This window comes from Bradyrhizobium sp. 17 (assembly GCF_023073515.1).
Lineage (GTDB): Bacteria > Pseudomonadota > Alphaproteobacteria > Rhizobiales > Xanthobacteraceae > Bradyrhizobium > Bradyrhizobium canariense_D.
Genome location: NZ_JADPJQ010000067.1, coordinates 131,278 through 151,753 on the forward strand (window position 1 = coordinate 131,278; position 20,476 = coordinate 151,753).

Consider the following 20,476-nt stretch of genomic DNA (forward strand, 5'->3'; position numbering starts at 1 on the left):
CTCGCGATGTGCCGCATCTGGGCTTTACGACGCGCGCGCCAGCGGCTCGCCCTTCAGGGCGGCGAGCAGGGCCTGCGCGGCCGGACCCGAGGAGTGCGGGTTCTGGCCCGTGATCAAGAGGCCGTCGGTGACGACGTGAACGCCCCAGTTTGCCGTCTTCGAGAAGACGGCGCCAAGCTTCAGCATTTCGTCTTCGACCAGGAAAGGCACCACCTTGGTGAGGCCGACGTCCTCCTCTTCACCATTGGTGAAACCGGTCACCTCCTTGCCCTGAACCAGGGGCTTGCCGTCGGGCGTCTTGACGTGGCGCAGCGCACCAGTCGAATGGCAGACCACGGCGACTGTCTTGCCGGCGGCAAGGAAGGATTCGATGAGCTTGACCGAGTCCTTGTCCTCGGCGAGGTCCCACATCGGGCCGTGACCGCCGGGATAGAAGACGGTGTCGAAATCTTCCTGCTTGACGCTGTCGAGGCGAACCGTCTTGTCGAGTTGGGCTTCGGCGGCGACGTCGGCCTCGAAGCGTAGCGTCAGGTCGGTGCGGAATTCGCGCTCGTTGCTCTTGGGGTCAAGCGGCGGACGGCCGCCTTTCGGCGAGGCGAGGGTGATCTCGGCCCCGGAATCCCTGAAGATGAAATAGGGGGCGGCGAGCTCCTCGAGCCAGAAGCCCGTCTTGCGCCCGGTGTTGCCGAGCTGGTCGTGCGAGGTGATGACCATCAATATTTTCATGACCGTTCTCCTTGAGTGCGTTTGCTGCGATGACGCGCTCCATTGCGGTGGAGATGCGCGGAGCTGGGTCTCGTTCGAGCACGTCACGTCGTTCGTTGCTCGCGAACCCAATCTGCGCTCAAGGCCGACTGTTGGCTCGTTATGTATTGTTAGACGTTGAGAGTTGGAGATATCGCGCGGGCCGCTACTCGAAGACGGCGTCAAAGATCTCGACATCCATCAGCACGGGCTTGGCGACCACGGTTCCGTCGGGCCGCAGCGTCTGCGCGCGTCGGAGCGTCGGCACCACGATGCCGCCGAAGCTGTCATGGGCCCAGGAGTAATGCGCGACTTTCATTCCGAACAGATCGTGATCGGTCCGCCGTTGCAATGCGTTCTCGTCGAAATAGAAGATCTGTTCGGGCGCGAGCGTGATCAGGCTCGGTGGGAATTGCGCCCGCAGCCGCCGCCATGACTCGTTATTCTCCTGCCACGGCGGCAGCTCCTCCACCAAGACATCGGGATGGGCGAGCAGGAATGGATTGGTCAGATAATTCCAGATCGCGACGCCGCAGAAGAAGACGAGATGCAGCTCGCCCGCGAGCGCGGGCGAACCGGCCTCGGTGAACGCAAGACTCGGATTGCGCCAGGTCCGCAGAATCTCACCTTCGAGGCTTTCGATCGTGATCGCGTCCGGCTGAAACGAGCCGGAGTGTTCGCCTCCGGTGATGCCGGTGAAGCGGACCGATTGCGTGCGGGTCGAGCCCTCCGCCGTCACGTCCTTGAATTCGCTGGCATGTCCGGTGCTGGAGAACAGCGTTCCCGCGACGGAGAGGTGAAGCGTGAACCGGCTCAAGCTATTCCAGCGGGCCATTCCGCCGCTGGCATCAATTACATCGTCAAGAAGCGCCATGTCCCGCCATATCCACCATGAAGTGCCACCACCATGGCGGGGCGGATGCGGCTTGGCGTGTTAGAATTTGTTAGGAGTTGCGAGCGGATAGCCTTGCGGTATCTCATTGAAGATACTCTCAATTCAGCGCCGCAAGGAGCTCCCTGGCGGCGACGAGATCACGGGTCTGGAGGCCCTCCTGGTACCGCGCGACGAGGGGGGCGAGCAGGGCGCGTGCGTCGGCGGCTTTTCCGGCCCCGCGCCAAACCCGGCCGAGACTAATTGCCCCCCGCAGCTCCCAGCCGAGCGCGCTTTGGCGGCGTGACAGATCGAGCGAGTCCAGGAAGCAGCTTTCGGCTTCCGCGGCATTGCCCGACCGGGCGAGGATGTCGCCCTTGACCCTGAGCATCTCCGGCATGTCGAAGGATTCGCCATGATCGGGGATCTCTGCGATGGCATCGTTGATGGTCTGCAAGGCTTCGTCGGCCTGGTTCTGCGCCACAAGTCCCTCCGCGAGCGCGGTCGCAAACACCGTGGTCATGATCCGGTGTCGCGTCGCGTACAGCGTGGCCTGGCTGCGGCGGAGGTGCTCGATGCCGGCGGCGACGTCGCCGCGGCGAAGCAGCAGCTCACCCTTCTGGCCGATGCCGACCGCGTGATAGGGCCCGAGGAAGTGGCGCGCGGAATGATCGATCAGCCGCTCGATCAGGATTTCCGCATTGGCCAAGTCGCCGACCCAGAGGAACACGTAGATGGTCCAGATCAAGGAAATACCGAGAGTGAGCGGCTGTTCGAGCAGTTCGGCTTCGCGAACGGTGTATCTCGACGCCTCGATCGCACGATCGGGCCGGCCGGTGAGCCAAAGCCCGCGTGCCAGCGCCACCAGTGCGACGATGCGGTCGTCATAGCCGAGATGGCCGATATTCAGCCGCTGCGAGCCGGGATTATGCAACATCGCGCTCTCGCAGAGCTGCACCGCCTTGTCCTGGTTGCCGATCAAATGATGGGCGACGCCCAGCATCCATTCGACGTTCAGCGTGCTGGCGGGATCGTTCAGCTTCCGCGCGACGCTCTCGCCCTGTTCCCCGGTTCCGAGTGCTCCGTGAAAATCTCCGACCCTGGTGAGATAGATGTGCAATCCGCGGAGCAGCCAGAGCTGCCAGTGCAAATCCTGGAGCTCCTGGGCAAGCTGGAGACTGCGCGTGAATGCCGAGCGGACCGCTTCGGTATTGCCCTGCGTGAACATCGCGGAGACGCCGAGCGCGGCCTGCAAGATCATTTCATTGCGGCCATCCACCGCGCTCGCGTCGAGGGACGCCAGCGCCTGCTGGGTCCAGCGGTAGCATTCCGTCAGCAATGTCAGCTCAAGGAAGAATTGCGCCGCTGACGCCGCCAGATCCACGCCGATCGTTCGGTCCCCGCCGTCCGAAAAGCTCCAGGTCAGCGCGGCCCTGACGTTGGGCAGGTGGTCGGCATAAGGAAGGAAGCCGCCGGCGCTCTGCATGCCCGTGGATTTGACGGCGATGTCGCGCAGGAAGTCGCGGAAATATTCGGCATGGGCACGTGCGACGCGGTCCGCTTCGCCGTTCTCGACGAGCTTCTCCGCGACGAAGGCACGTGTGGTGTCGAGCAGGCGATAGCGCAGCCGCCGCTCCGCAGGCGAGGTCGCGATCAGCGATTTGGAAAGCAGATTGGAGATCGCCTCGGCGGCTTCTGCTTCGCCAATGCCCTGACAGGATGCGACCGCAAGCGCGGCTTCCAGGGTGAATGGCCCGACGAATGCCGACAATCCGCGCAGCGTTGCGCTTTCGGTTGCCGGCAGCAAATCATAGCTCCAGGCGAGTGCCGCACTCAGGGTGTGGTGCCGCGGCACAGCGGTGCGCCGCCCGCGCCACAGCAGCGAGAAACGGCTGTCGAGCAGAGAGGCCGTCCCAGCGATGCCATAGGCATTCACGCGCCCGGCCGCGAGCTCGATGGCGAGCGCGATGCCGTCCAGCCGACGGCAGATATCGGCGACGAGCGGCGCATCCTCTTCGCTGAGCTCGAATTCGCTCAGACTCTCTGCGATGCGTTCCACGAAGAGCTGAGTTGCAGGATAGGCAAGGATGTCGGCGATGCCGAGCCCGTCGCGCTGTGGCGGGCAATCCAATGGAAACAGCCGATGGACACGCTCACCTTCGGCGCGGAAAGATTCGCGGCTGGTGGCGAGAATATGCAGCTCGCCCGCTTCCCGGACGATGCGCTCGGCCAGGGGGGCGAGATCGTCGAGGATGTGCTCGCAACTGTCGAACACCAGCAACATCCGCCGGCTGCGCAGGAATGCCAGCAACCCCGGCATCGGGTCGTCGGAATTGACTGTCAGGCCCAGCGCGGCCGCAATCGTTCCCGTAACGAGCCGGGTCTCCCTCAGTGCGCCGAAATCGACAAAACACACTTGGCCGTCGAAGGCCTGGAACTCGCGATGCGCGACCGCCAGTGCGACCGAGGTCTTGCCGATCCCGCCGGGGCCCACGATCGTGACGAAGCGATGCAAGGCAAGCTCGGCGGAAATCTTCTCGACCGCATCGTCTCGCCCGATCATCTTCGCGAGCGGCGAGGGCAGCGAGCGCGGCGCAGCAACGGGCAGGCTGGTCCGGTTCTCCGATGGGGCGGCCCGGAGCAGCGCGGCCGTGAAGCAATAACCCCGTCCGGGGACGTTGACGACGTAGCGGGAGCCTTCGCCCGGATCGCCCAAGGCCTTGCGCAGCGTCGTGATGTGAAAGCGCAGGCTGCCTTCGTCCACATTCACGTCGGCCCAGACCCGCCGCATCAACTCACGCTTGTCCACGACCTCGCCCGCGCGCTCGGCGAGAAAAACGAGAATGTCGAGCGCACGGCCACCGAGGTGAACCGGGGCGCCGTCCTTCTCGAGCAGCCGCGTCTTTGCGAACAGCCGGAATGGCCCGAAAGCAATGGCCGAATCCTGGTCGTTAGTGTCCGGCACGGGCCAATCATTCCAGTGAGAGCTGAACTCTGCACTTTGATCTAGCAGAAGGGAACCCTGAGTAAACTGGCCGAAAGTGGCGAAATCGCGTGGAGGGTGCCGGCAATTGGCCGGTCGCGCGCGACGATCCGTCGCAAATTGTACTCAACGCGAGCCTCTTTCGAAGCGATCGGGACAACCCGGCAGTGTGCTTGACCGACCAGCTCACGTTCGGAGTGCCCGTCGTCGTACCCCATCATAACAGAATCTTGCAACGTCTAACGAGCAATGCGCGCGAACTGCATCCAGTATCTGTTCCGAGTTTGACGCTAATTCCAACGGGGAGGCTACGATGTCCGGTATCAATGCTCGGCCGAATGACGACGTCGTTCGATCTCAATTTGTGGCCAGTTTAGACGATCAGTCGCGTGACTGGGAGCTCGTGCTGCGGGAATCCCACCATCGGATGAAGAATACGCTGACGATACTCGGTGCGTCAGTCCGCCGCGATTTCACCAGAACGGGTACCAGGGATGTGTCGCTTGCAGCGGACCGGCTCGAGCGGCGCATTGTCGCCTTCGGCAGGCTCTATCAACTCTTGTCCGACAATGATGACCATACGGCGATCCCGGTGGCGGCCTTCTTCGAAAATCTGTGCGGAGCGATTTCCGAGGCCGTGCTGGAGCCGGCGGGCATCCGCTGCGAGGCTGCAATTGAAAGCGGCACGCTGCCGGCGTCGCAATGCCATCGGCTCGCGCTGATGCTGACGGAGCTGGTAACGAATGCGGCCAAGCATGCCTTCCCGAACAGGAATGACGCACTGATCCGCATCGAGACGGCCAATCGCGACGGCGCCTGGTTCTGCACGGTAATAGACAACGGGATCGGCGCGACGGGCCGCTTCAGGGCACCGGCAGCCGGATTCTCGAAGGACTCGCACGCAGCATTCACGCCCGGCTGCAGGGCGAGGCGGGAGAGGACGGCACACGCGTAACCATCGTGATGCCGATCGCAGCTGCTTGAAGCTCGTCTTAAATCCAACCCAGGGAGTTCGACATGGCCACTACCGAAATCGACCGCGACGCCGCGGCCAAGCCTTCCAACAAGCCTTCCAACAAGTCTGCCAACGAGCCTTCGGTATCGCGTAGCGTTGATCAGAGGCTCGAGGTGATCGTGATCCCCGTGTCCGATGTTGATCGCGCCAAGGCCTTCTACGCGCGTCTCGGTTGGCGACTGGACGCCGATTTTGCCTCTGGCGATGATTGGCGCGTGATCCAGTTCACGCCGCCAGGTTCGGCCTGCTCGGTGATTTTTGGCAGGAACGTGACGGCGGCAGCGCCGGGCTCGGTGCGAGGCCTCTACCTGATCGTCTCCGATCTGGAGGCGGCGCGAAAGGATCTGCTGGACCGCGGCGTCGAGGTCAGCGCTCCATTCCACGGTGCCGGCGATGTTCACGCGGGGACCGACGAGCCTTATCTCTCCGGCAGCGTTCGGGTGAGCGGTGCTGACCCGAAGCGCGGCAGCTACGGCTCATATGCGTCGTTCAGCGATCCCGACGGCAATGGCTGGTTGTTCCAGGAGGTCACGACGCGATTGCCGGGACGGATCGCGGGCGACGGCACGACATTCGCTTCGCAGGCTGCGCTGGCCGCAGCACTGCGCCGCGCGGCGGCGGCCCATGGCGAGCACGAAAAGCGGACCGGCGGGCACGACGAGAACTGGGCCGATTGGTACGCCGATTACATCGTCCGCGAACAGGCGGGCCAGCCGCTGCCATCCTGAGCTGGGCAGCACGGATTCTTCGACTGATGCAAGCCGACACGGCGCGCGATGACTGAGCTCATCGCGCGCCGTGTTGTTTTGGCGGCGCGCGTCGCGAGTCGACGATCGCTCTCCTCGGTGTCGCGCGGCTCGCAACGGCTAACGCGCTCTAACAACCCATAACGAGCAAATTGCCAGGGCCTGCGCCAATCTCTCGGCATGGCGAACCGAGGCGTTTATGTCAAATTCGGTCAGCGTCACCGACCAAAGCCAGGGAGATCGAACATGACCACGCAAGCACGTACCGACATTCTCAATCCAGACCGCCGTCAACTGTTGAGTCAAGCCGCGATGACCGCGGTCGCGGCAAGCGTGTCGAGCCTGCTGCCGCTGCATTCTGCGAAGGCCGGCGTGAGCGGGGCGGTCCGCCCGTTCCACGTCAGCGTGCCCGAGCAGGATCTGCTCGATCTCCGTCGCCGTCTCGCCGCGACGCGCTGGCCTGATCGTGAGATCGTTGCCGATCAATCGCAGGGCGTGCAACTGACGACGGTGCAGCAGCTCGTGAGCTACTGGCAGAACGACTACGACTGGCGCAAGATGGAGGCGCGGCTGAATGCCTTGCCGCAATTCGTCACCGAGATCGACGGCGTCGACATCCATTTCATTCACGTCCGCTCCAGGCACGAGAATGCCTTGCCGATGATCGTCACGCATGGCTGGCCCGGTTCGATCATCGAGCAGATGAAGATCGTCGGCCCGCTCACCGATCCCGCCGCACACGGCGCGACGGCGGCGGACGCTTTTGATCTCGTGATCCCTTCGCTCCCAGGCCACGGTTTCTCCGGCAAGCCGGCGGAGCTGGGCTGGGATCCCCAGCGCGTCGCGCGTGCCTGGATCGTGCTGATGAAGCGGCTCGGCTACAACCGCTATGTCGCGCAAGGCGGCGATTGGGGCAATGCCGTGACGGAGCAGATGGCAGTGATCGCGCCGCCGGAACTGCTCGGCATCCACACCAACATGCCCGCGACCGTTCCTGACGACATCGCCAAGGCGCTTCAGCCCGGCGGATCGCGGCCGTCGAACCTCTCGGCCGACGAGCGCTACGCTTACGATCAGCTCGATGACTTCTACAAGCACGGTCTCGGCTACGCGATCGAGATGTCCAACCGGCCGCAGACACTCTATGGCCTGGTGGATTCGCCGGCGGGCCTCGCGTCCTGGATGCTCGACCATGATGCGCGCAGCGCCGCAATGATCGCCCGGGTGTTCGACGGCAAGACGGAAGGGCTGTCGCGCGACGACGTGGTCGACAACATCGCGCTCTACTGGCTCACCAACACCGCGGTGTCGTCGGCGCGGCTGTACTGGGAGAACAAGCTGGTGTTCTTCGAGCCCAAGCACATCAAGATCCCGGTCGCCGTCAGCGTCTTCCCGGACGAGATCTACGCTGCGCCGCGCAGCTGGACCGAGAAGGCCTATCCGAGGCTGATGCACTACAACCGTCTCGACAAGGGCGGCCATTTCGCCGCCTGGGAGCAGCCCGCGTTGTTCTGCGCGGAAATGCGCACCGCCTTCCGACCGCTGCGTCAGTCGATCTGAGACCTGCGGGGACGCGCACTTCCGCGCGTTCCCTTCTTTCCCCACAGACCAGGAATCCAATCATGAACCGCCCCGAACGCACCTTCACGACCGACCAAATCCGCCTGGAACGTCGGCTGCCGTCGTATTGGCGTGTCACCTTCGACATGCCCCCAGTCAATATCTTCGGCCCCAAGCAGCTTCCGCTTCTTGATGACGTCGTCAAGGCGATCGAGACCGATCCTGAGGTGAAGGTCGTGGTGTTCGACAGCGCCGTCGAAGGCTTCTTCATCACGCATTACGACTTCCTCGCGCCGCTGGAGGATTCGCTTCGTATCCCGCCGGGGCCGACGGGCCTGCAGGCACTGCCCGACATGCTGGTGCGTCTCAGCCGCGCGCCGGTGGTTTCGATTGCCTCGATTAGGGGCCGTGCGACCGGCGTCGGCAGCGAACTGGCGCTGGCAAGTGATATGCGCTTTGCCAGCCGCGAAAAGGCGGTCCTGTCGCAATGGGAGGTCGGTGCGGGCCTGGTGCCCGGCGGCGGCCCGATGGCGCGGTTGCCGCGCCTGATGGGCCGCGGCCGCGCGCTCGAGGTTCTGCTTGGCGCCGACGATATCCACGGCGATCTCGCCGAACGTTACGGCTATGTGAACCGCTCGTTGCCGGATGCCGAGCTCGATGGCTTCGTCGAGGCGCTGGCCATGCGCATCGCGTCCTTCGACAAGGAGGCGATTGCCGAGACCAAGCGCCTCGTCGACGTTGCGAGCCTGCCACCGGATATCGAGATCAAGCCGGAATGGGACGCGTTCCTGGCCTCGCTCAGCCGCCCGGCAAGCCAGAGCCGCATCAAGGCGCTGATGTCGCGCGGCTTCCACCGCGCCGGTGATGTCGAGAACCGGCTCGGCTTCCATGTCGGACAGATCGGTAGCTAAAGCGTTTTCAAGCGAAGTGGATACCGGTTCGCGTGAAGAAAACGCGTCAAAGCAAGAATCAAGTTCCGTTCCGATTTTATCGGAACGGGATTTGGCGGAACTGCTGCGGCGCTCGGCCGGTTGGAACGGCGACAGGCAGTCGTGCCAATGTCGCTTTCGTACCGTACCGAGTGCCGGTGCTAAAAAAATCAACCAGGAGAATTGAGATGATCCGCAAGGCAACAGCAGTCTGGAAAGGCACCGGTCGCGATGGCACTGGTCAGTTATCGAGCGAATCCGGCGTGCTCGCCGCGACGCCTTATTCGTTCAAGACCCGCTTTGAGAACGAGAAGGGCACCAATCCCGAGGAATTGATCGCTGCGGCCCATGCCGGCTGCTTCACTATGGCGCTGGCCTTCGGCCTGCAACTCGCCGGCTTCACGCCGGACGAGCTCACGACTGAAGCTGCGGTCAGCCTCGAGCCGGAAGGCAAAGGCTTCAAGATCAGCAAATCGGCGCTGACGCTACGTGCCAAGGTGCCGAACCTCGACGACGCTGGTTTCGCCAAGATCGCGGGCGAGGCCGAGAAGAACTGTCCGGTGTCGAAGGTGCTCAACGCCGCAATCACGCTCGACGCGAAGCTGACGTAAGGCGCGCTCAATTTATGTCCATCTGGTTCTGCTTGGGGAAGCTGAGGTCGTCGAAGCTTTGGCCTCCACGAGAGGAACCGGATGGGCAAATGCCTGGCTTTCGACTGGGCCGCCGAAAGCATAGGATGCGACGGGTTCAGAACGGACAGACCGATCAATTGGGAGTGGAGATATGACAACGGAACGCGCAATTTTGGCCGGAGGCTGCTTCTGGGGCATGCAGGATCTGATCCGCAAGCAACCGGGCGTGGTCTCCACCCGCGTCGGCTATACCGGCGGCGCGGTGAAGAATGCCACCTACCGCAACCATGAAGGTCATGCCGAAGCGATCGAGATCACCTTCGATCCCGCCAAGACCAGCTTTCGGACCATGCTGGAGTTCTTCTTCCAGATCCACGATCCGACCACGCTCAACCGCCAGGGCAATGATTTGGGCACGAGCTATCGCTCGGCAATCTTCTATACCAGCGACGAGCAGAAGCGGATCGCCAAGGACACGATTGCAGACGTTGAGGCGTCCGGTCTCTGGCCTGGCAAGGTCGTGACCGAGGTCGCGCCCGCGGGCGAGTTCTGGGAAGCCGAGCCGGAGCATCAGGATTATCTCGAACGCTATCCGGACGGGTACACCTGCCACTTCATCCGCCCCGACTGGAAGTTGCCGCGGCGCGGGGCTGCCGCGGCAGGCTAAAGCTGGTCGTCGCTATTGCCGGGGAGAGCCATGGCTCAAATCCGCGAGATCATCGCCGGCATCCGCAGATCACATCGACCGCTTTTCGGGCCATCTCCCTCAGCTCGGAGCGGCGGGCGCCGGCACGGGCGCGAATGGCGATGGTGTGCATCGTGGCTGAAGCGAGAATGGCAAGCGCCGCCGGATCGGCGTCGCGCTTCAGTTCGCCCTTGTCCTGCGCGAGCCGGAAGCGGGCTTCGAAATCGGCATCTATCATGCGCAGTCCCGCCGCAACGCTGCTCCGGATCGCGGCATCTTCTGCGACTTCGGTCACCGCCGTCCCCACCACGAAGCAGCCGCGTGCGGCTCCCTTGCCGGAAAAGTAGATCGACAGCGCCGCGTCATAGGCCAGGATCAGCGCTTCGTCCAAGGGATGGTCCCCGGCGAGAGCCTCACGCGTCGCGGCAAGGCTGATCTCCCAATACCGCGCGAGGGCCTCGAGATAGAGCGCATGCTTGTTGCCGAACACCGCGTAGAGGCTCGGCGGACTCATCCCGGTCGCGGCAGCGACCTTGTCCAGGGAGGTACCGGAATAACCGGTCCTCCAGAACGTTTCCGTTGCCCGCTTCAAGGCCGTCTCTGCGTCGTAGGCCGGTGGGCGTCCCCGGCGCGCCGGGCTCGTTTCGCTCTTTTTCCGTGCCATATCGTCAGAACCCCGGTTGGCATGTTCCACACGCATATTTGTATGGATCGTTATAAAAATCAAGGTCGCGGACTTGATCGCCGCGTCGGGGTACAATATTTGTAACGAACGTTATTAAATAGATTGAACCCGAGGATCTTCCGATGCGTTTCGATTTCGCGCCAATCGCCGGCGGGCTCGGCGTTCGCAACAGCTTCCGCCCGAGCGACGCAGCCGCCCAATGGTTTGGGGCAGGGCTCGGCAAGCCGCTGCGACGGCCGCTGATGCTTGCGCTGCCGATGGCGGCGGCCGTGGTCGGCGCATTCATCTATCTGGCGCAGGAGCAATATGTCTCGACCGACGACGCCTTTGTGCGTGCCGCCAAGGTGACCATCAACGCGCGCGTTTCCGGCCAGGCGGTCGAGATAGCCGTGCGTGACAACGAGCGCGTCCGGCGGGGGCAGGTGCTGTTTCGCATCGACCCGGAGCCTTATCAAATTGCCGTCGACCAGGCCGAGGCGCGCCTCGGCAGTGCGCGGCTCCAGATCGAATCCCTCAAGGCGACCCACCGTCAGCAGCAGGCGGAGCTGCAGTCGGCCAAAGAGACGGCTACGTTCGACGAGCACGAATTCGACCGCAAGAGGATGCTGGTTGCCTCCGACTTCACGCCACGCGCGGTCTATGAACGGGCCGAGACGGATCTCAAGGTCGCTCGCCAGCGCGTGGCGTCGGTCGAGCAGCAGATCGCCACCACGATCGTCGCACTCAACGGCGAGCTTGAGGGTGATGTCGATCGCCATCCGGCAGTCCGCGCAGCCAAGGCACAATTCGACCGTGCGCGGCTGGATCTCTCCTACGCCACCGTGACGGCGCCGGACGACGGCATCGTGACCAAGGTCGACGATCTCCAGATTGGTGGCTTCGTCAATGCCGGGGCACCGACGTTCTCGTTGCTGTCGAGCCGGCACGTCTGGGTCGAGGCGAATTTTCGCGAGACCGGTCTCACTCATATGCGCCCTGGCCAGGAGGCGACGATCGACGTCGATGCCTATCCCGATCGCAAGTTCAAGGCACACATCGTCAGCATGAGTCCGGGGACCGGCTCGGACTTCTCGCTCCTGCCGCCCGAGAATGCGACGGGAAACTGGGTCAAGGTCGTCCAGCGATTGCCGGTGCGCTTGGAACTCGACGATCTCGATCCAAACCGGCCGCTGTTCTCAGGCATCAGCGTGACGGCGCGGGTCGATACAGGCCATCGCCGCAGCTGGGCGCATCTGCTCCAACCGGCGCTTGCGATGGAGGGCAAATGAGTACGCCCCTCCCATCGTCCACGGCGCCCGGCGGTCATCACGCGATCGCCGCGGCCGCCCTCATGGCGACCTACATGCAGGCCGTCAACATCTCGATACCGAACGCGGCGCTACCCCATATTCAGGCGACGCTCTCGATGGCCAATGACGAGGTCGGTTGGGTGTTTTCCTCGTATATCGCGGCGAGCGCCGTGACCATGTCGATCACGCAATGGCTGGCGGGACGCTACGGTCGGAAGGTGGTCTATCAGGCCGCCGTCACGATCTTCGTGTTGGGTCTCGCGCTCGACGCGCTGGCGACGACGTCGATTCAGTTCGTGCTGGCGCGAATCCTCCAGGGCGCGGCGAGCGGACCGCTGGCACCGCTCTCGCTGGCGATCCTGCTCGAGGCGACATCGCCGGTGCGACATGCGCGCATGAGCCTGGCGTGGACCGTCTGCTCCCTACTCGGCATCAGCAGTGGCCCGGCCATTGGCGGCTGGCTCAGCGAATATTACGGCTGGCCCTCGATCTTCTATTTCAGCCTGCCGATGACGGGCTTCATTTTCCTGACGATGGCTCAGCTGCTCCGCGAGAAGCGGGCGGAGCGGAGCCGGTCCTTCGACTTCTTCGGTCTGACGACGTTCTCCGTCGGCATGATCGGGTTGCAGATGTTGCTCGACCGCGGGGAGCGCCTCGAATGGTTCGCCTCGACGGAAATCTGGATCGAGGCGGGCGCCTCCGTGCTCGGCTTCTATCTCTTCATCGTGCACGTCATGACGACAAAGGAGCACTTTCTCCGCACGGCGCTGTTCAGGGACCGCAATCTCGTGCTCTCGACGGTCATCTCCTTCGCGCTTGGCTTCGTGCTGCTGCCGACCCTGGCCTTGACGTCCCCGATGCTGGAGGAATTGCTCAACTACCCCGTCGACACCACCGGATACATGACCGTTCCTCGCGGCGTCGCGCTGGTGGGGGCGCTGGTGCTGACGAGCCTGGTCCCGGCGCAGATCGACTACCGGCCGTTCCTCGTGGGTGGAATGACGCTGGTGGTCTATGCCAACTGGCTGATGCTTGGCTATTCACCGGCGATGGATTGGCGGCCGGTCGTCGAGGCCGGCCTGCTCCAGGGAGCGGGTCTCGGCATGTTGCTGCCCGCGCTCGCCAGGGCCGCGTTCGGCACGCTCGATCCGAAGCTCCGCCCGGAAGGCAGCGCGCTGATCAACCTGTCGCGCCTCTATGGCAGCACCATTGGCATCGCGGTCGTCCAGCTCTTCTTCTACGCCAACACGCAGGCTGTGCATGTCGCACTCGCAAAGAACCTCACGCCCTATCGTGTCGCCGCTTACGTCGGGGGCTCGGTCGGCAAGCCGGGTCTTGCGGCCCTCAACGGCATGGTCACGCGTCAGGCGGCGACCGTCGCGGTCATCGACCAGTTCGAGATCCTGATGTTCGCCATGCTCGTCATGATTCCGCTCGTGTTTTTTCTCCGTAAGCCGCGGCCTACCGGTTAACGCCTGGAGTCGTGGAATGACATCGCATCGTCAATTTCGAATACCTCGTCCCTTACTTTTGAGGGAGCTGAGGGCAAACAAAGGAGCATCAGCATGACAACGTCGGATTCGCTTCGTTATACGAGAATTCTAACTCATCAATCCGGGACGATTCCCGCGGTGGGATTTGGCACGCTCATTCCGGATCCGCTCGTGACCAGGCGGGCCACCAAGGCTGCATTGGAGGCCGGATTTCGACATCTTGATTGCGCGGAGCGCTATCGCAACGAAGAGGCGGTCGGCGATGCGCTGCGGGAGGCATTCAAGGCGGGGACGCTTCAGCGCAAGGACCTGTTCGTTACGACGAAGCTATGGAACACCAATCATCGGCCTGAACGGGTCAGGCCTGCCTTCGACGGCAGTCGCCGGCGGCTGCAACTCGACGAGATCGATTGCTACATCATCCATACGCCCTTTGCCTTTCAACCCGGCGACGAGCAGGACCCGAGGGATGAGCACGGTCGGGTCATCTATGATTCAGGGGTTACGCTGGCGGAGACATGGGGGGCGCTGGAGCGCCTCGTCGACGAGGGGCACTGCAAGTCGATCGGTCTGTCGGACATCACCCTGGACAAGCTGCGCGAGATCGTTTCGATCGCGCGGATCAGGCCCGCCATGGTGCAAGTCGAATCGCATCCGTATCTTCCCGAATGGGACCTGCTCGACTTCTGTCGAGAGCACGGGATTGTCTTGCAGGCGTTTGCAGCGCTGGGACACGCCATGAAGCCGAACGTGCTAGCCGATCCGGTGATCACTGCCATCGCGGAGCGCTTGCACAGGACGCCGGCTCAAATTGCGCTGGCGTGGGCGGTCCAGCGCGGCACCGCTTTCCTGACGACTTCGACCAATTCCCGGCGCATCCAGGAAAACTTCGATATTTCGGCCTTGCCCGAAGACGCCATGCGAGAGATGAGGGACCAGATTACGACAAACATCAGGTTCAACACGGTCGTCGAGACCGGCGTGCCCGGATTCATTCCGCGGGCCGGATGAATCGGCGCCGGTCAGCCGACTCGTCAAGCCCGGAGCTGCTCGATCAGATCGTGGGCGCTGCGGATCTCGGCAATGCCGGCGCCCTCGGTGAACGGCCCGCATGCGCGTTGCAGAATTGCCAAGGCCTCCGCGCTCTGGCCGGCCCCGATCATGTACCGCGCCAGGCTGACCGCGCTTCGCAGCTCCCAGAAAAGCGCGCCTTGCTGGACGGCAATGTCCATGGCCTCGCGAAAGCGCGCCTCGGCATCCTCTGAATGCCGGGCGTTCCTGAGCATCAACTCTCCCTTGATGCGGATCAGCTCCGGCAGATACCAGAGCTCCTGCCGGTCGTTGCAGCGGGTCAGGACATCCTCGATCACGTCGAGCCCGCGATCGACCTGGTCGGCCTCTCCGGAACACGCGGCGAGCTCGCCGAGCAAGGGCAGAAAGCGCGGCAGGAAGCGCGCATCGCCGGCGCGATTGAGCTCCTCGCGCAGCAGCGGCAGGCCGGTCGTGACGTCGCCGCGCCTGACCATGACTGCGGCGTTGAAGGCCCGTGCCCACAGGCCCCACAGCCGGATGGCGTGGCGCTCGGTGTGTTCGAGCAGCTCGATGCCGTGACGCTCGGCGGCGTCGAAATCGCCGGACCAGAAGGCGATCGGGCAGGCGGCTTGTCCGAGCACGCTGCAGAATGTCAGCGCGTGGCCGTTGGCGCGGCCTTCCTCGATGTTTCTGGCGGTGAGGGCCTGAGCCTGATCGGCCAGACCCTGAAGCCACAGGATGCGAGCTCGAAAATATTGCGTCGATATTCTCAGATCGAGCGGGAAGATTTTCGGCTTCTCCGCCAACACATGCAACGATGCATTGACCCGGTCGATGCGCAGCCGAGCCTCGTTCTGATCCCCGAGATAATGCAGCGCGACGGCCATCAGCCGGTCGCCCAGCATGACATCGGTCCTGTCGGGCGAGTTCGCGGCTGCGTTCGCAAAGCGATCGGCGAGCGCACGGGCCTTGCCGAACTGTCCGTTATTGAACTGGTCGATGCACAAGCCCCAGAGCGCGCGCAGCCGGAAATCCTTGTCGTCGAGCCTGTCAGCCAGCTCGAGGGTCGTCTCGAGGATCGGCCGCGCCTCGCGCGCGCGGCCCTCGCCATACATCAGCGACCATCCGAGCGCCGACAGCAGCTGCATGCGGATGCGGTCGTCGTCGGCGGTGTCTCCGAGCGCCGCGAGCGCCGTTCTGCTGCGCTCACGGCATTCCGCGAACAGCGAAAGACGCACCCACAGCGTGACTGCGGCCGACGTCAGCGCGATCCCGAGTTTCGGCTCGCCGTCGGGCCCGAAGGCCCAGTCCAACGCCGCGCGCACATTGTCCAGCTCCGCGCCATACATGCTCAGCCATTCGGGCAGCGGCGTCGAAATATCGGCCTCCGCGCGCTGGAATAAATCGCGAAAATGCTCGGCATGACGCCGCGCGAACTGCCCGGCTTCGCCGAGCTCGTTGAGTTTTCCGTATGCATAGGTGCGCGTGGTGTCGAGCAGCCGATAGCGCAGCGTCCGCGAGCCGGACGGCGAAATCAGAGACTTGGTCACCAGGCTGTCGATTGCTTCGAGGGTCTCGGAGGCGTTGAGGCCGTCACCCGACGCGACCGCCGCAGCCGCCTCCGGCGCGAAAGGCCCGGCGAAGACCGACAGGCGTCGCAGCGTTGCGCTCTCCGCGGCAGGCAGAAGGTCGTAGCTCCAGTCGAGCGCCGCAGCGAGTGTCTGGTGCCGCGGCACGGCGGTGCGTCGGCCGCGCCATTGCAGCGAAAAGCGGCTGTCGAGCAGGGATGCCGTGCCGGCGATGCCGTAAGCATTGACGCGGCCCGCCGCGAGCTCGATTGCCAGCGCGATGCCGTCGAGGCGCCGGCAGATGCTCGCGACGAGGGGGGCCTCTTCCGCGCTGAGCTGGAACGGGCCCGAGCTCTGCGCAATGCGCTCCACAAAGAGCTGAGCCGCAGGGTAGGCAAGGACCTCGTCGACAGCAAGCCCTTCGCGCTCGGGCGGACAGTCCAGCGGGAACAGCCGGAAAATTCGCTCGCCTTCGCTCCGGAACGACTCGCGGCTGGTTGCGAGAACACGAAGCTGCGGTGCTTCGCGAACGATGCGCTCGACCAGCGGCGCCAAATGATCCAGCACATGTTCGCAACCGTCGAAGATCAGCAGGGCCGGGTCGGTCTTCAGAAACGTCAGCAGGGCCGGCGTCGGATCCTCCGCGCTGATGGTCAGTCCGAGCGCCGAAGCAATGGTGGTCGCGATGTGACTGGCATCCCTCAGCGGACCGAAATCGACAAAGAAGACTCGCCCGCCGAAATCCTGGGAGCGGCGATGCCCGACGGTGACGGCGACCGAGGTCTTGCCGATGCCGCCCGGGCCGACGACGGTCATGAAGCGATAGAGCGAAAGTCCGTTCGAGATCTTCTCGATGACACCTTCCCGGCCGACCATCCTGGTGAGCTGAGCGGGCAAGGAGCGGGGAGGGGCGCTTTCGGCCGGGAGCGGGGCGGCCGGAGGAGCTGCTTGAGCGAACGAGGCGACAAAGCAATAGCCGCGGCCGGGCACGTTGACGACGTAACGCGCCGACTTGCCGGTGTCGCCGAGCGCCTTGCGTAGCGCTGCGACATGGAAGCGCAGGCTACCCTCGTCGACATTGACGCCGGCCCAGATGCGCTTGACCAGCTCTCTCTTGTCGACCACTTCTCCGGGGCGTCCGGCAAGGAAGATGAGAATGTCGAGCGCGCGGCCGCCGACATGAAGCGGCGAGCCCTCCTTCTCCAGGAGCCGGGACTTCGGAAACAGTCGAAATGGCCCAAAGGAAATGGCCGAATCTTCGCTACGATCTGGCACGCGCCATCGCCCCCTCGAAGGGAGTCAAAAGGTATTACTTTCTGATCTAACAGAACGAGGCGTACAGTAAACCGGTCGAAAGCAGTGGGCAGGGCTGACAGCCCTGCGCGGACGGATGGCTCGCCGAAATAATGCTTGTGAAATAAAGAGTTAGGCCGACATGACAATGCGATGACGCCGGGGCACGGCCGGATGGAGCATTGACTGTGATGCCGGATTGCTGCGATGGCATGGTCCGGGAGCCGGTCCCGCCACCACATTGACTGCCGACTTCCGGAATTTCCAGCATGGCCTCTTTCACGCGGCGACAATTGGTGCACGCGTTGTCGGGCGCAGCGGCGCTCGCCGCGCTTCCCCGCAGCGGACAAGCCGCCGACTATCCGTCTCGTCCCATTCGCCTGGTGATTCCCTACGGAGCCGGCGGATCGGGTGACCAGATCGCGCGCCCCTGGGTGGACAGGATGCCGTCGCTGCTCGGGCCGACCTTCGTCGAATATATCGGCGGCGCGGGCGGCGCCATCGGGACCGCGGCGGTCGCGCGCGAGGAGCCCGACGGCTATTCGCTGCTGCTCGGCAACGGCAGCACGCAGGTCATCATTCCCATGACGGCGGCAAATCCCGGATATTCCGTTGGCGATTTCCGCGCCATCTACCGGCTGATCAACAGCGCGCTGGTTTTCGCCGTCAATCCTTCGGTGCCTGCCGCAAACCTGCGCGAGTTGATCACCTATGCGAAAGCCAATCCAGGAAAGCTGTCCTATGGCACGCCGGGGATCGCCACCGGAAACCATCTGGTCGGCGAATCCTTCAAGCAGCAGGCCGGCGCGCTGGACATCGTCCACGTGCCCTATCGCGGCATCGCGCAGGCGACCAACGACCTCGTCAGCGGCCAGATATCGCTCGTCATTGCCGTCATGTCCGTTCAATTGCAGCAGCTGGCCCAAGCGGGAAGAGTCAGGCTGCTTGCGGTCACCACCGAAACGCGGCTGAGCGGCGCGCCGGAGATCCCGACCGCCGTCGAATCCGGCATGCCCGGCATCCGGTATGAGGGATGGTTCGGTCTGTTCGCACCCAAGGACACCGACGATGCGATCATCGACCGGATCGCGCAGGCGACGCGGCTCGCCATGGCCGATAGGGCGCTTCTGGCGAGCTATCGCGCCCAGGGCATGGAGCCGGACAACGATTCAAGCCCGGACAAATTCCAGCGCATCGTCGAGGCCACATCCGCAAGCCTCGCGCCCCTGATCAAATCGATCGGGCTGATCAATTTGTGAAGCCGCTCAGGCATCGGCGCGCGTGACAATGCGCGCCGTCAGCGTGACGAGGCCCATCAGCGCGGTCAGGAGCCAGAACGCCACCGGCAATCCGCCAAGACGTGCGATGAAGCCGACACCGGCGGGGCCCACGAGAACGCCGGCGTAGCCGGCGGTCGTGATCGCCGCGACGGCGAGGCCCGTTGGCATCACCTTCTGCCTCGCCGCTCGGCGGAACAGCACCGGCACGAGGTTGGATGCGCCGAGGCCGATGAGTAGGAAGCCGCCTATGGCGACCGCCACGACGGGAGCGGTGAGCAGGACCACGAAACCCGCGATCGCAATCAGGCTGCCCCAGAACAATGTCGTGCGGTCTCCGATGCGCGCGACGACGGCGTCGCCGCCGAGCCGCCCAATCGTCATCGCGACCGAGAACACGATGTAGCCGATCCCGCCTTGCGCTTCGGAAACGAGACCCGCGCCGATGACGAGCAACGCGCCCCAATCGAGCATCGCGCCTTCGACGAGGAAGGTGATGGCGCAAAGCAGCGCGAGCAGGAGCACGGCGCCATGCGGCAGCACGAACAGCGGTCCTTCCTGCACCTGCACGGAGCGAAGCAGCCGCGGCCAGGCCCCAAGCATCGCGATCAGCATCAGGACGGAGCAGATCAGCGTGCAAGCGAGCGCGCCGAGTTGCAGCGAGAGCAGTGCGGTCATGAGCGCGGCCCCGGCGAAGCCGCCGATACTGAACAGCGCGTGGAAGCCGGACATCAGCGGACGTCCCGCGGCGCGCTCCACCTCAACCGCGTGGATGTTCATGGCGACATCGATGGAGCCGAGCGCGGCGCCGAATGCGAGGAGTGCCAGCGCCAGCATCGCGGGCGAGTTCGCGATTGTCAGCAGAGGCAGGACCAGGGCAAGACCGATCCCGCCCGCCATGATGATCGGCTTGCTGCCATAGCGCGCACTCAGCACGCCGGTCAGAAGCATCGCGACGACCGAGCCGATGCCGAGGCTGAGCAGGAGCAGTCCGAGGATGCCGTCGTCGACGGCGAGCCGCGCCTTCGCGAACGGCACCAGTGGTGCCCAACACGCCATGCCGAAACCCGCGACGAGGAAGGCAAGTCTGGTCGCAAGGCGTGTCGCTGGCCTGTCGGCAGAAGACATGGGAACTCCGGGAAGGGGGAATCAGGGCAGGGGCAATCGACAAGCCCCGCAATTGTCGCGTCTTTATGTCCGCGGCGGACTCGGATTGTCGCAGGCGGCCCCCGGGCGGCCGCAAGCGGACACCAGGCCTTTTGGCTCGTCACCGGCATCTCGGCGCGCCGGTGGGCTGCGCCGTCGGGCGAAACACCTTGACAGCCCGACCCGCACCGGTGTCAAGCCGCACTGATGAAAATATTCCGCTTTACCGAAATTCGGAAACGGCGTATGTGTTGGCCATCCCGGCTCATCCTTGAGGGGCGATCTTGTGGTCGTCATGTTCGCGAGCCGGGCTTGCGGTGGACGCGGCAGCGTTCGGGTGCGAGAGGTGTGGGCAGGGCGGATTGCTCTCCGTGAGCCCAAGGCTTCGTTCCGACGAGCGGCGCTGCTAGGCTTCGTCTCGTCTGTAAGTTTCCGGCTCGGTCGACAGGGCTGGGAATACTGCGGCGAAATGGCGGGCCGTGCGTACGGCAAAACCGTGTGGTCCTGGCCGTCGTTGCTACGGTCAAG

Annotated in this window: 15 protein-coding genes and 1 pseudogene; 10 read left to right on the forward strand and 6 right to left on the reverse strand. The window is 64.0% G+C overall.

Annotated elements, in window-relative coordinates; all coding sequences use genetic code 11:
• Positions 1–24: 24 nt before the first annotated feature.
• The 3 genes from IVB13_RS12735 to IVB13_RS12745 form a co-directional block, all read right to left on the reverse strand.
• Positions 25–726, reverse strand: a complete 702-nt coding sequence (locus tag IVB13_RS12735) for a type 1 glutamine amidotransferase domain-containing protein (protein WP_085384006.1) — start codon at positions 724–726, stop codon at positions 25–27.
• A gap of 184 nt (positions 727–910) precedes the next feature.
• Positions 911–1,618: a hypothetical protein gene (locus IVB13_RS12740; protein ID WP_085348991.1), complete on the reverse strand. Its 708-nt coding sequence runs from the start codon at positions 1,616–1,618 to the stop codon at positions 911–913.
• A gap of 118 nt (positions 1,619–1,736) precedes the next feature.
• The gene (locus IVB13_RS12745; protein WP_018460345.1) at positions 1,737–4,580 is read right to left on the reverse strand and encodes a winged helix-turn-helix domain-containing protein; all 2,844 of its coding nucleotides are present in this window, start codon (positions 4,578–4,580) and stop codon (positions 1,737–1,739) included.
• 331 nt (positions 4,581–4,911) lie between these two features.
• Here IVB13_RS12745 and IVB13_RS12750 point away from each other — a divergent pair.
• The 6 genes and pseudogenes from IVB13_RS12750 to msrA all read left to right on the forward strand — a co-directional run bounded on the left by IVB13_RS12750 (position 4,912) and on the right by msrA (position 10,147).
• A pseudogene (locus IVB13_RS12750) lies at positions 4,912–5,582 on the forward strand (sensor histidine kinase).
• A 33-nt stretch (positions 5,583–5,615) separates the two neighbouring features.
• A complete protein-coding gene (locus IVB13_RS12755; RefSeq protein ID WP_018460343.1) occupies positions 5,616–6,341 on the forward strand; it encodes a VOC family protein in 726 nt (241 codons plus the stop codon).
• A 264-nt stretch (positions 6,342–6,605) separates the two neighbouring features.
• Entirely contained in the window at positions 6,606–7,919 is a 1,314-nt protein-coding gene (locus tag IVB13_RS12760; protein WP_018460342.1) for an epoxide hydrolase family protein, read from the forward strand.
• Between the two features lie 62 nt (positions 7,920–7,981).
• Positions 7,982–8,830, forward strand: a complete 849-nt coding sequence (locus IVB13_RS12765; protein ID WP_018460341.1) for an enoyl-CoA hydratase/isomerase family protein — start codon at positions 7,982–7,984, stop codon at positions 8,828–8,830.
• A gap of 206 nt (positions 8,831–9,036) precedes the next feature.
• Positions 9,037–9,459 carry an OsmC family protein gene (locus tag IVB13_RS12770; RefSeq protein WP_018460340.1) on the forward strand — a complete coding sequence of 141 codons (423 nt, stop codon included), beginning with the start codon at positions 9,037–9,039 and terminating at the stop codon, positions 9,457–9,459.
• Positions 9,460–9,631: 172 nt separating this feature from the next.
• Entirely contained in the window at positions 9,632–10,147 is a 516-nt protein-coding gene (gene msrA, locus IVB13_RS12775; RefSeq protein ID WP_026234007.1) for a peptide-methionine (S)-S-oxide reductase MsrA, read from the forward strand.
• Between the two features lie 49 nt (positions 10,148–10,196).
• Here msrA and IVB13_RS12780 read toward each other — a convergent pair whose 3' ends face one another.
• Complete coding sequence (locus IVB13_RS12780; protein ID WP_247375516.1) at positions 10,197–10,757, reverse strand: TetR/AcrR family transcriptional regulator; 561 nt, start codon at positions 10,755–10,757, stop codon at positions 10,197–10,199.
• Positions 10,758–10,972: 215 nt separating this feature from the next.
• Between IVB13_RS12780 and IVB13_RS12785 the strand changes: the two genes are divergently transcribed.
• The 3 genes from IVB13_RS12785 (at position 10,973) to IVB13_RS12795 (ending at position 14,643) form a co-directional block, all read left to right on the forward strand.
• On the forward strand, positions 10,973–12,118 hold the full coding sequence (locus IVB13_RS12785; protein ID WP_018460337.1) for an HlyD family secretion protein: 1,146 nt from the start codon (positions 10,973–10,975) through the stop codon (positions 12,116–12,118).
• On the forward strand, positions 12,115–13,611 hold the full coding sequence (locus IVB13_RS12790; protein WP_085361028.1) for an MDR family MFS transporter: 1,497 nt from the start codon (positions 12,115–12,117) through the stop codon (positions 13,609–13,611). Before IVB13_RS12785 ends, IVB13_RS12790 begins: the two co-directional genes overlap by 4 nt.
• A gap of 93 nt (positions 13,612–13,704) precedes the next feature.
• The gene (locus tag IVB13_RS12795) at positions 13,705–14,643 is read left to right on the forward strand and encodes an aldo/keto reductase (protein WP_026234005.1); all 939 of its coding nucleotides are present in this window, start codon (positions 13,705–13,707) and stop codon (positions 14,641–14,643) included.
• Between the two features lie 23 nt (positions 14,644–14,666).
• Here the strand turns inward: IVB13_RS12795 and IVB13_RS12800 are convergent, their stop codons facing one another.
• Positions 14,667–17,507: a winged helix-turn-helix domain-containing protein gene (locus IVB13_RS12800; protein WP_247295119.1), complete on the reverse strand. Its 2,841-nt coding sequence runs from the start codon at positions 17,505–17,507 to the stop codon at positions 14,667–14,669.
• Positions 17,508–17,794: 287 nt separating this feature from the next.
• Between IVB13_RS12800 and IVB13_RS12805 the strand changes: the two genes are divergently transcribed.
• Positions 17,795–18,784: a tripartite tricarboxylate transporter substrate binding protein gene (locus IVB13_RS12805; protein ID WP_018460333.1), complete on the forward strand. Its 990-nt coding sequence runs from the start codon at positions 17,795–17,797 to the stop codon at positions 18,782–18,784.
• A 6-nt stretch (positions 18,785–18,790) separates the two neighbouring features.
• On the opposite strand, the gene IVB13_RS12810 is transcribed toward IVB13_RS12805, so the two are convergent.
• Entirely contained in the window at positions 18,791–19,930 is a 1,140-nt protein-coding gene (locus IVB13_RS12810) for an MFS transporter (protein WP_026234004.1), read from the reverse strand.
• Positions 19,931–20,476 lie beyond the last annotated feature (546 nt).

Bases quoted from the DNA above. Each gene is read 5' to 3' on its own strand.
- IVB13_RS12765 (WP_018460341.1), top strand. From the start codon at position 7,982: ATGAACCGCCCCGAACGCACCTTCACGACCGACCAAATCCGCCTGGAA.
- IVB13_RS12755 (WP_018460343.1), top strand. From the start codon at position 5,616: ATGGCCACTACCGAAATCGACCGCGACGCCGCGGCCAAGCCTTCCAAC.
- IVB13_RS12795 (WP_026234005.1), top strand. From the start codon at position 13,705: ATGACAACGTCGGATTCGCTTCGTTATACGAGAATTCTAACTCATCAA.
- IVB13_RS12740 (WP_085348991.1), bottom strand. From the start codon at position 1,618: ATGGCGCTTCTTGACGATGTAATTGATGCCAGCGGCGGAATGGCCCGC.
- IVB13_RS12785 (WP_018460337.1), top strand. From the start codon at position 10,973: ATGCGTTTCGATTTCGCGCCAATCGCCGGCGGGCTCGGCGTTCGCAAC.
- msrA (WP_026234007.1), top strand. From the start codon at position 9,632: ATGACAACGGAACGCGCAATTTTGGCCGGAGGCTGCTTCTGGGGCATG.
- IVB13_RS12735 (WP_085384006.1), bottom strand. From the start codon at position 726: ATGAAAATATTGATGGTCATCACCTCGCACGACCAGCTCGGCAACACC.
- IVB13_RS12760 (WP_018460342.1), top strand. From the start codon at position 6,606: ATGACCACGCAAGCACGTACCGACATTCTCAATCCAGACCGCCGTCAA.
- IVB13_RS12770 (WP_018460340.1), top strand. From the start codon at position 9,037: ATGATCCGCAAGGCAACAGCAGTCTGGAAAGGCACCGGTCGCGATGGC.
- IVB13_RS12790 (WP_085361028.1), top strand. From the start codon at position 12,115: ATGAGTACGCCCCTCCCATCGTCCACGGCGCCCGGCGGTCATCACGCG.
- IVB13_RS12810 (WP_026234004.1), bottom strand. From the start codon at position 19,930: ATGTCTTCTGCCGACAGGCCAGCGACACGCCTTGCGACCAGACTTGCC.
- IVB13_RS12805 (WP_018460333.1), top strand. From the start codon at position 17,795: ATGGCCTCTTTCACGCGGCGACAATTGGTGCACGCGTTGTCGGGCGCA.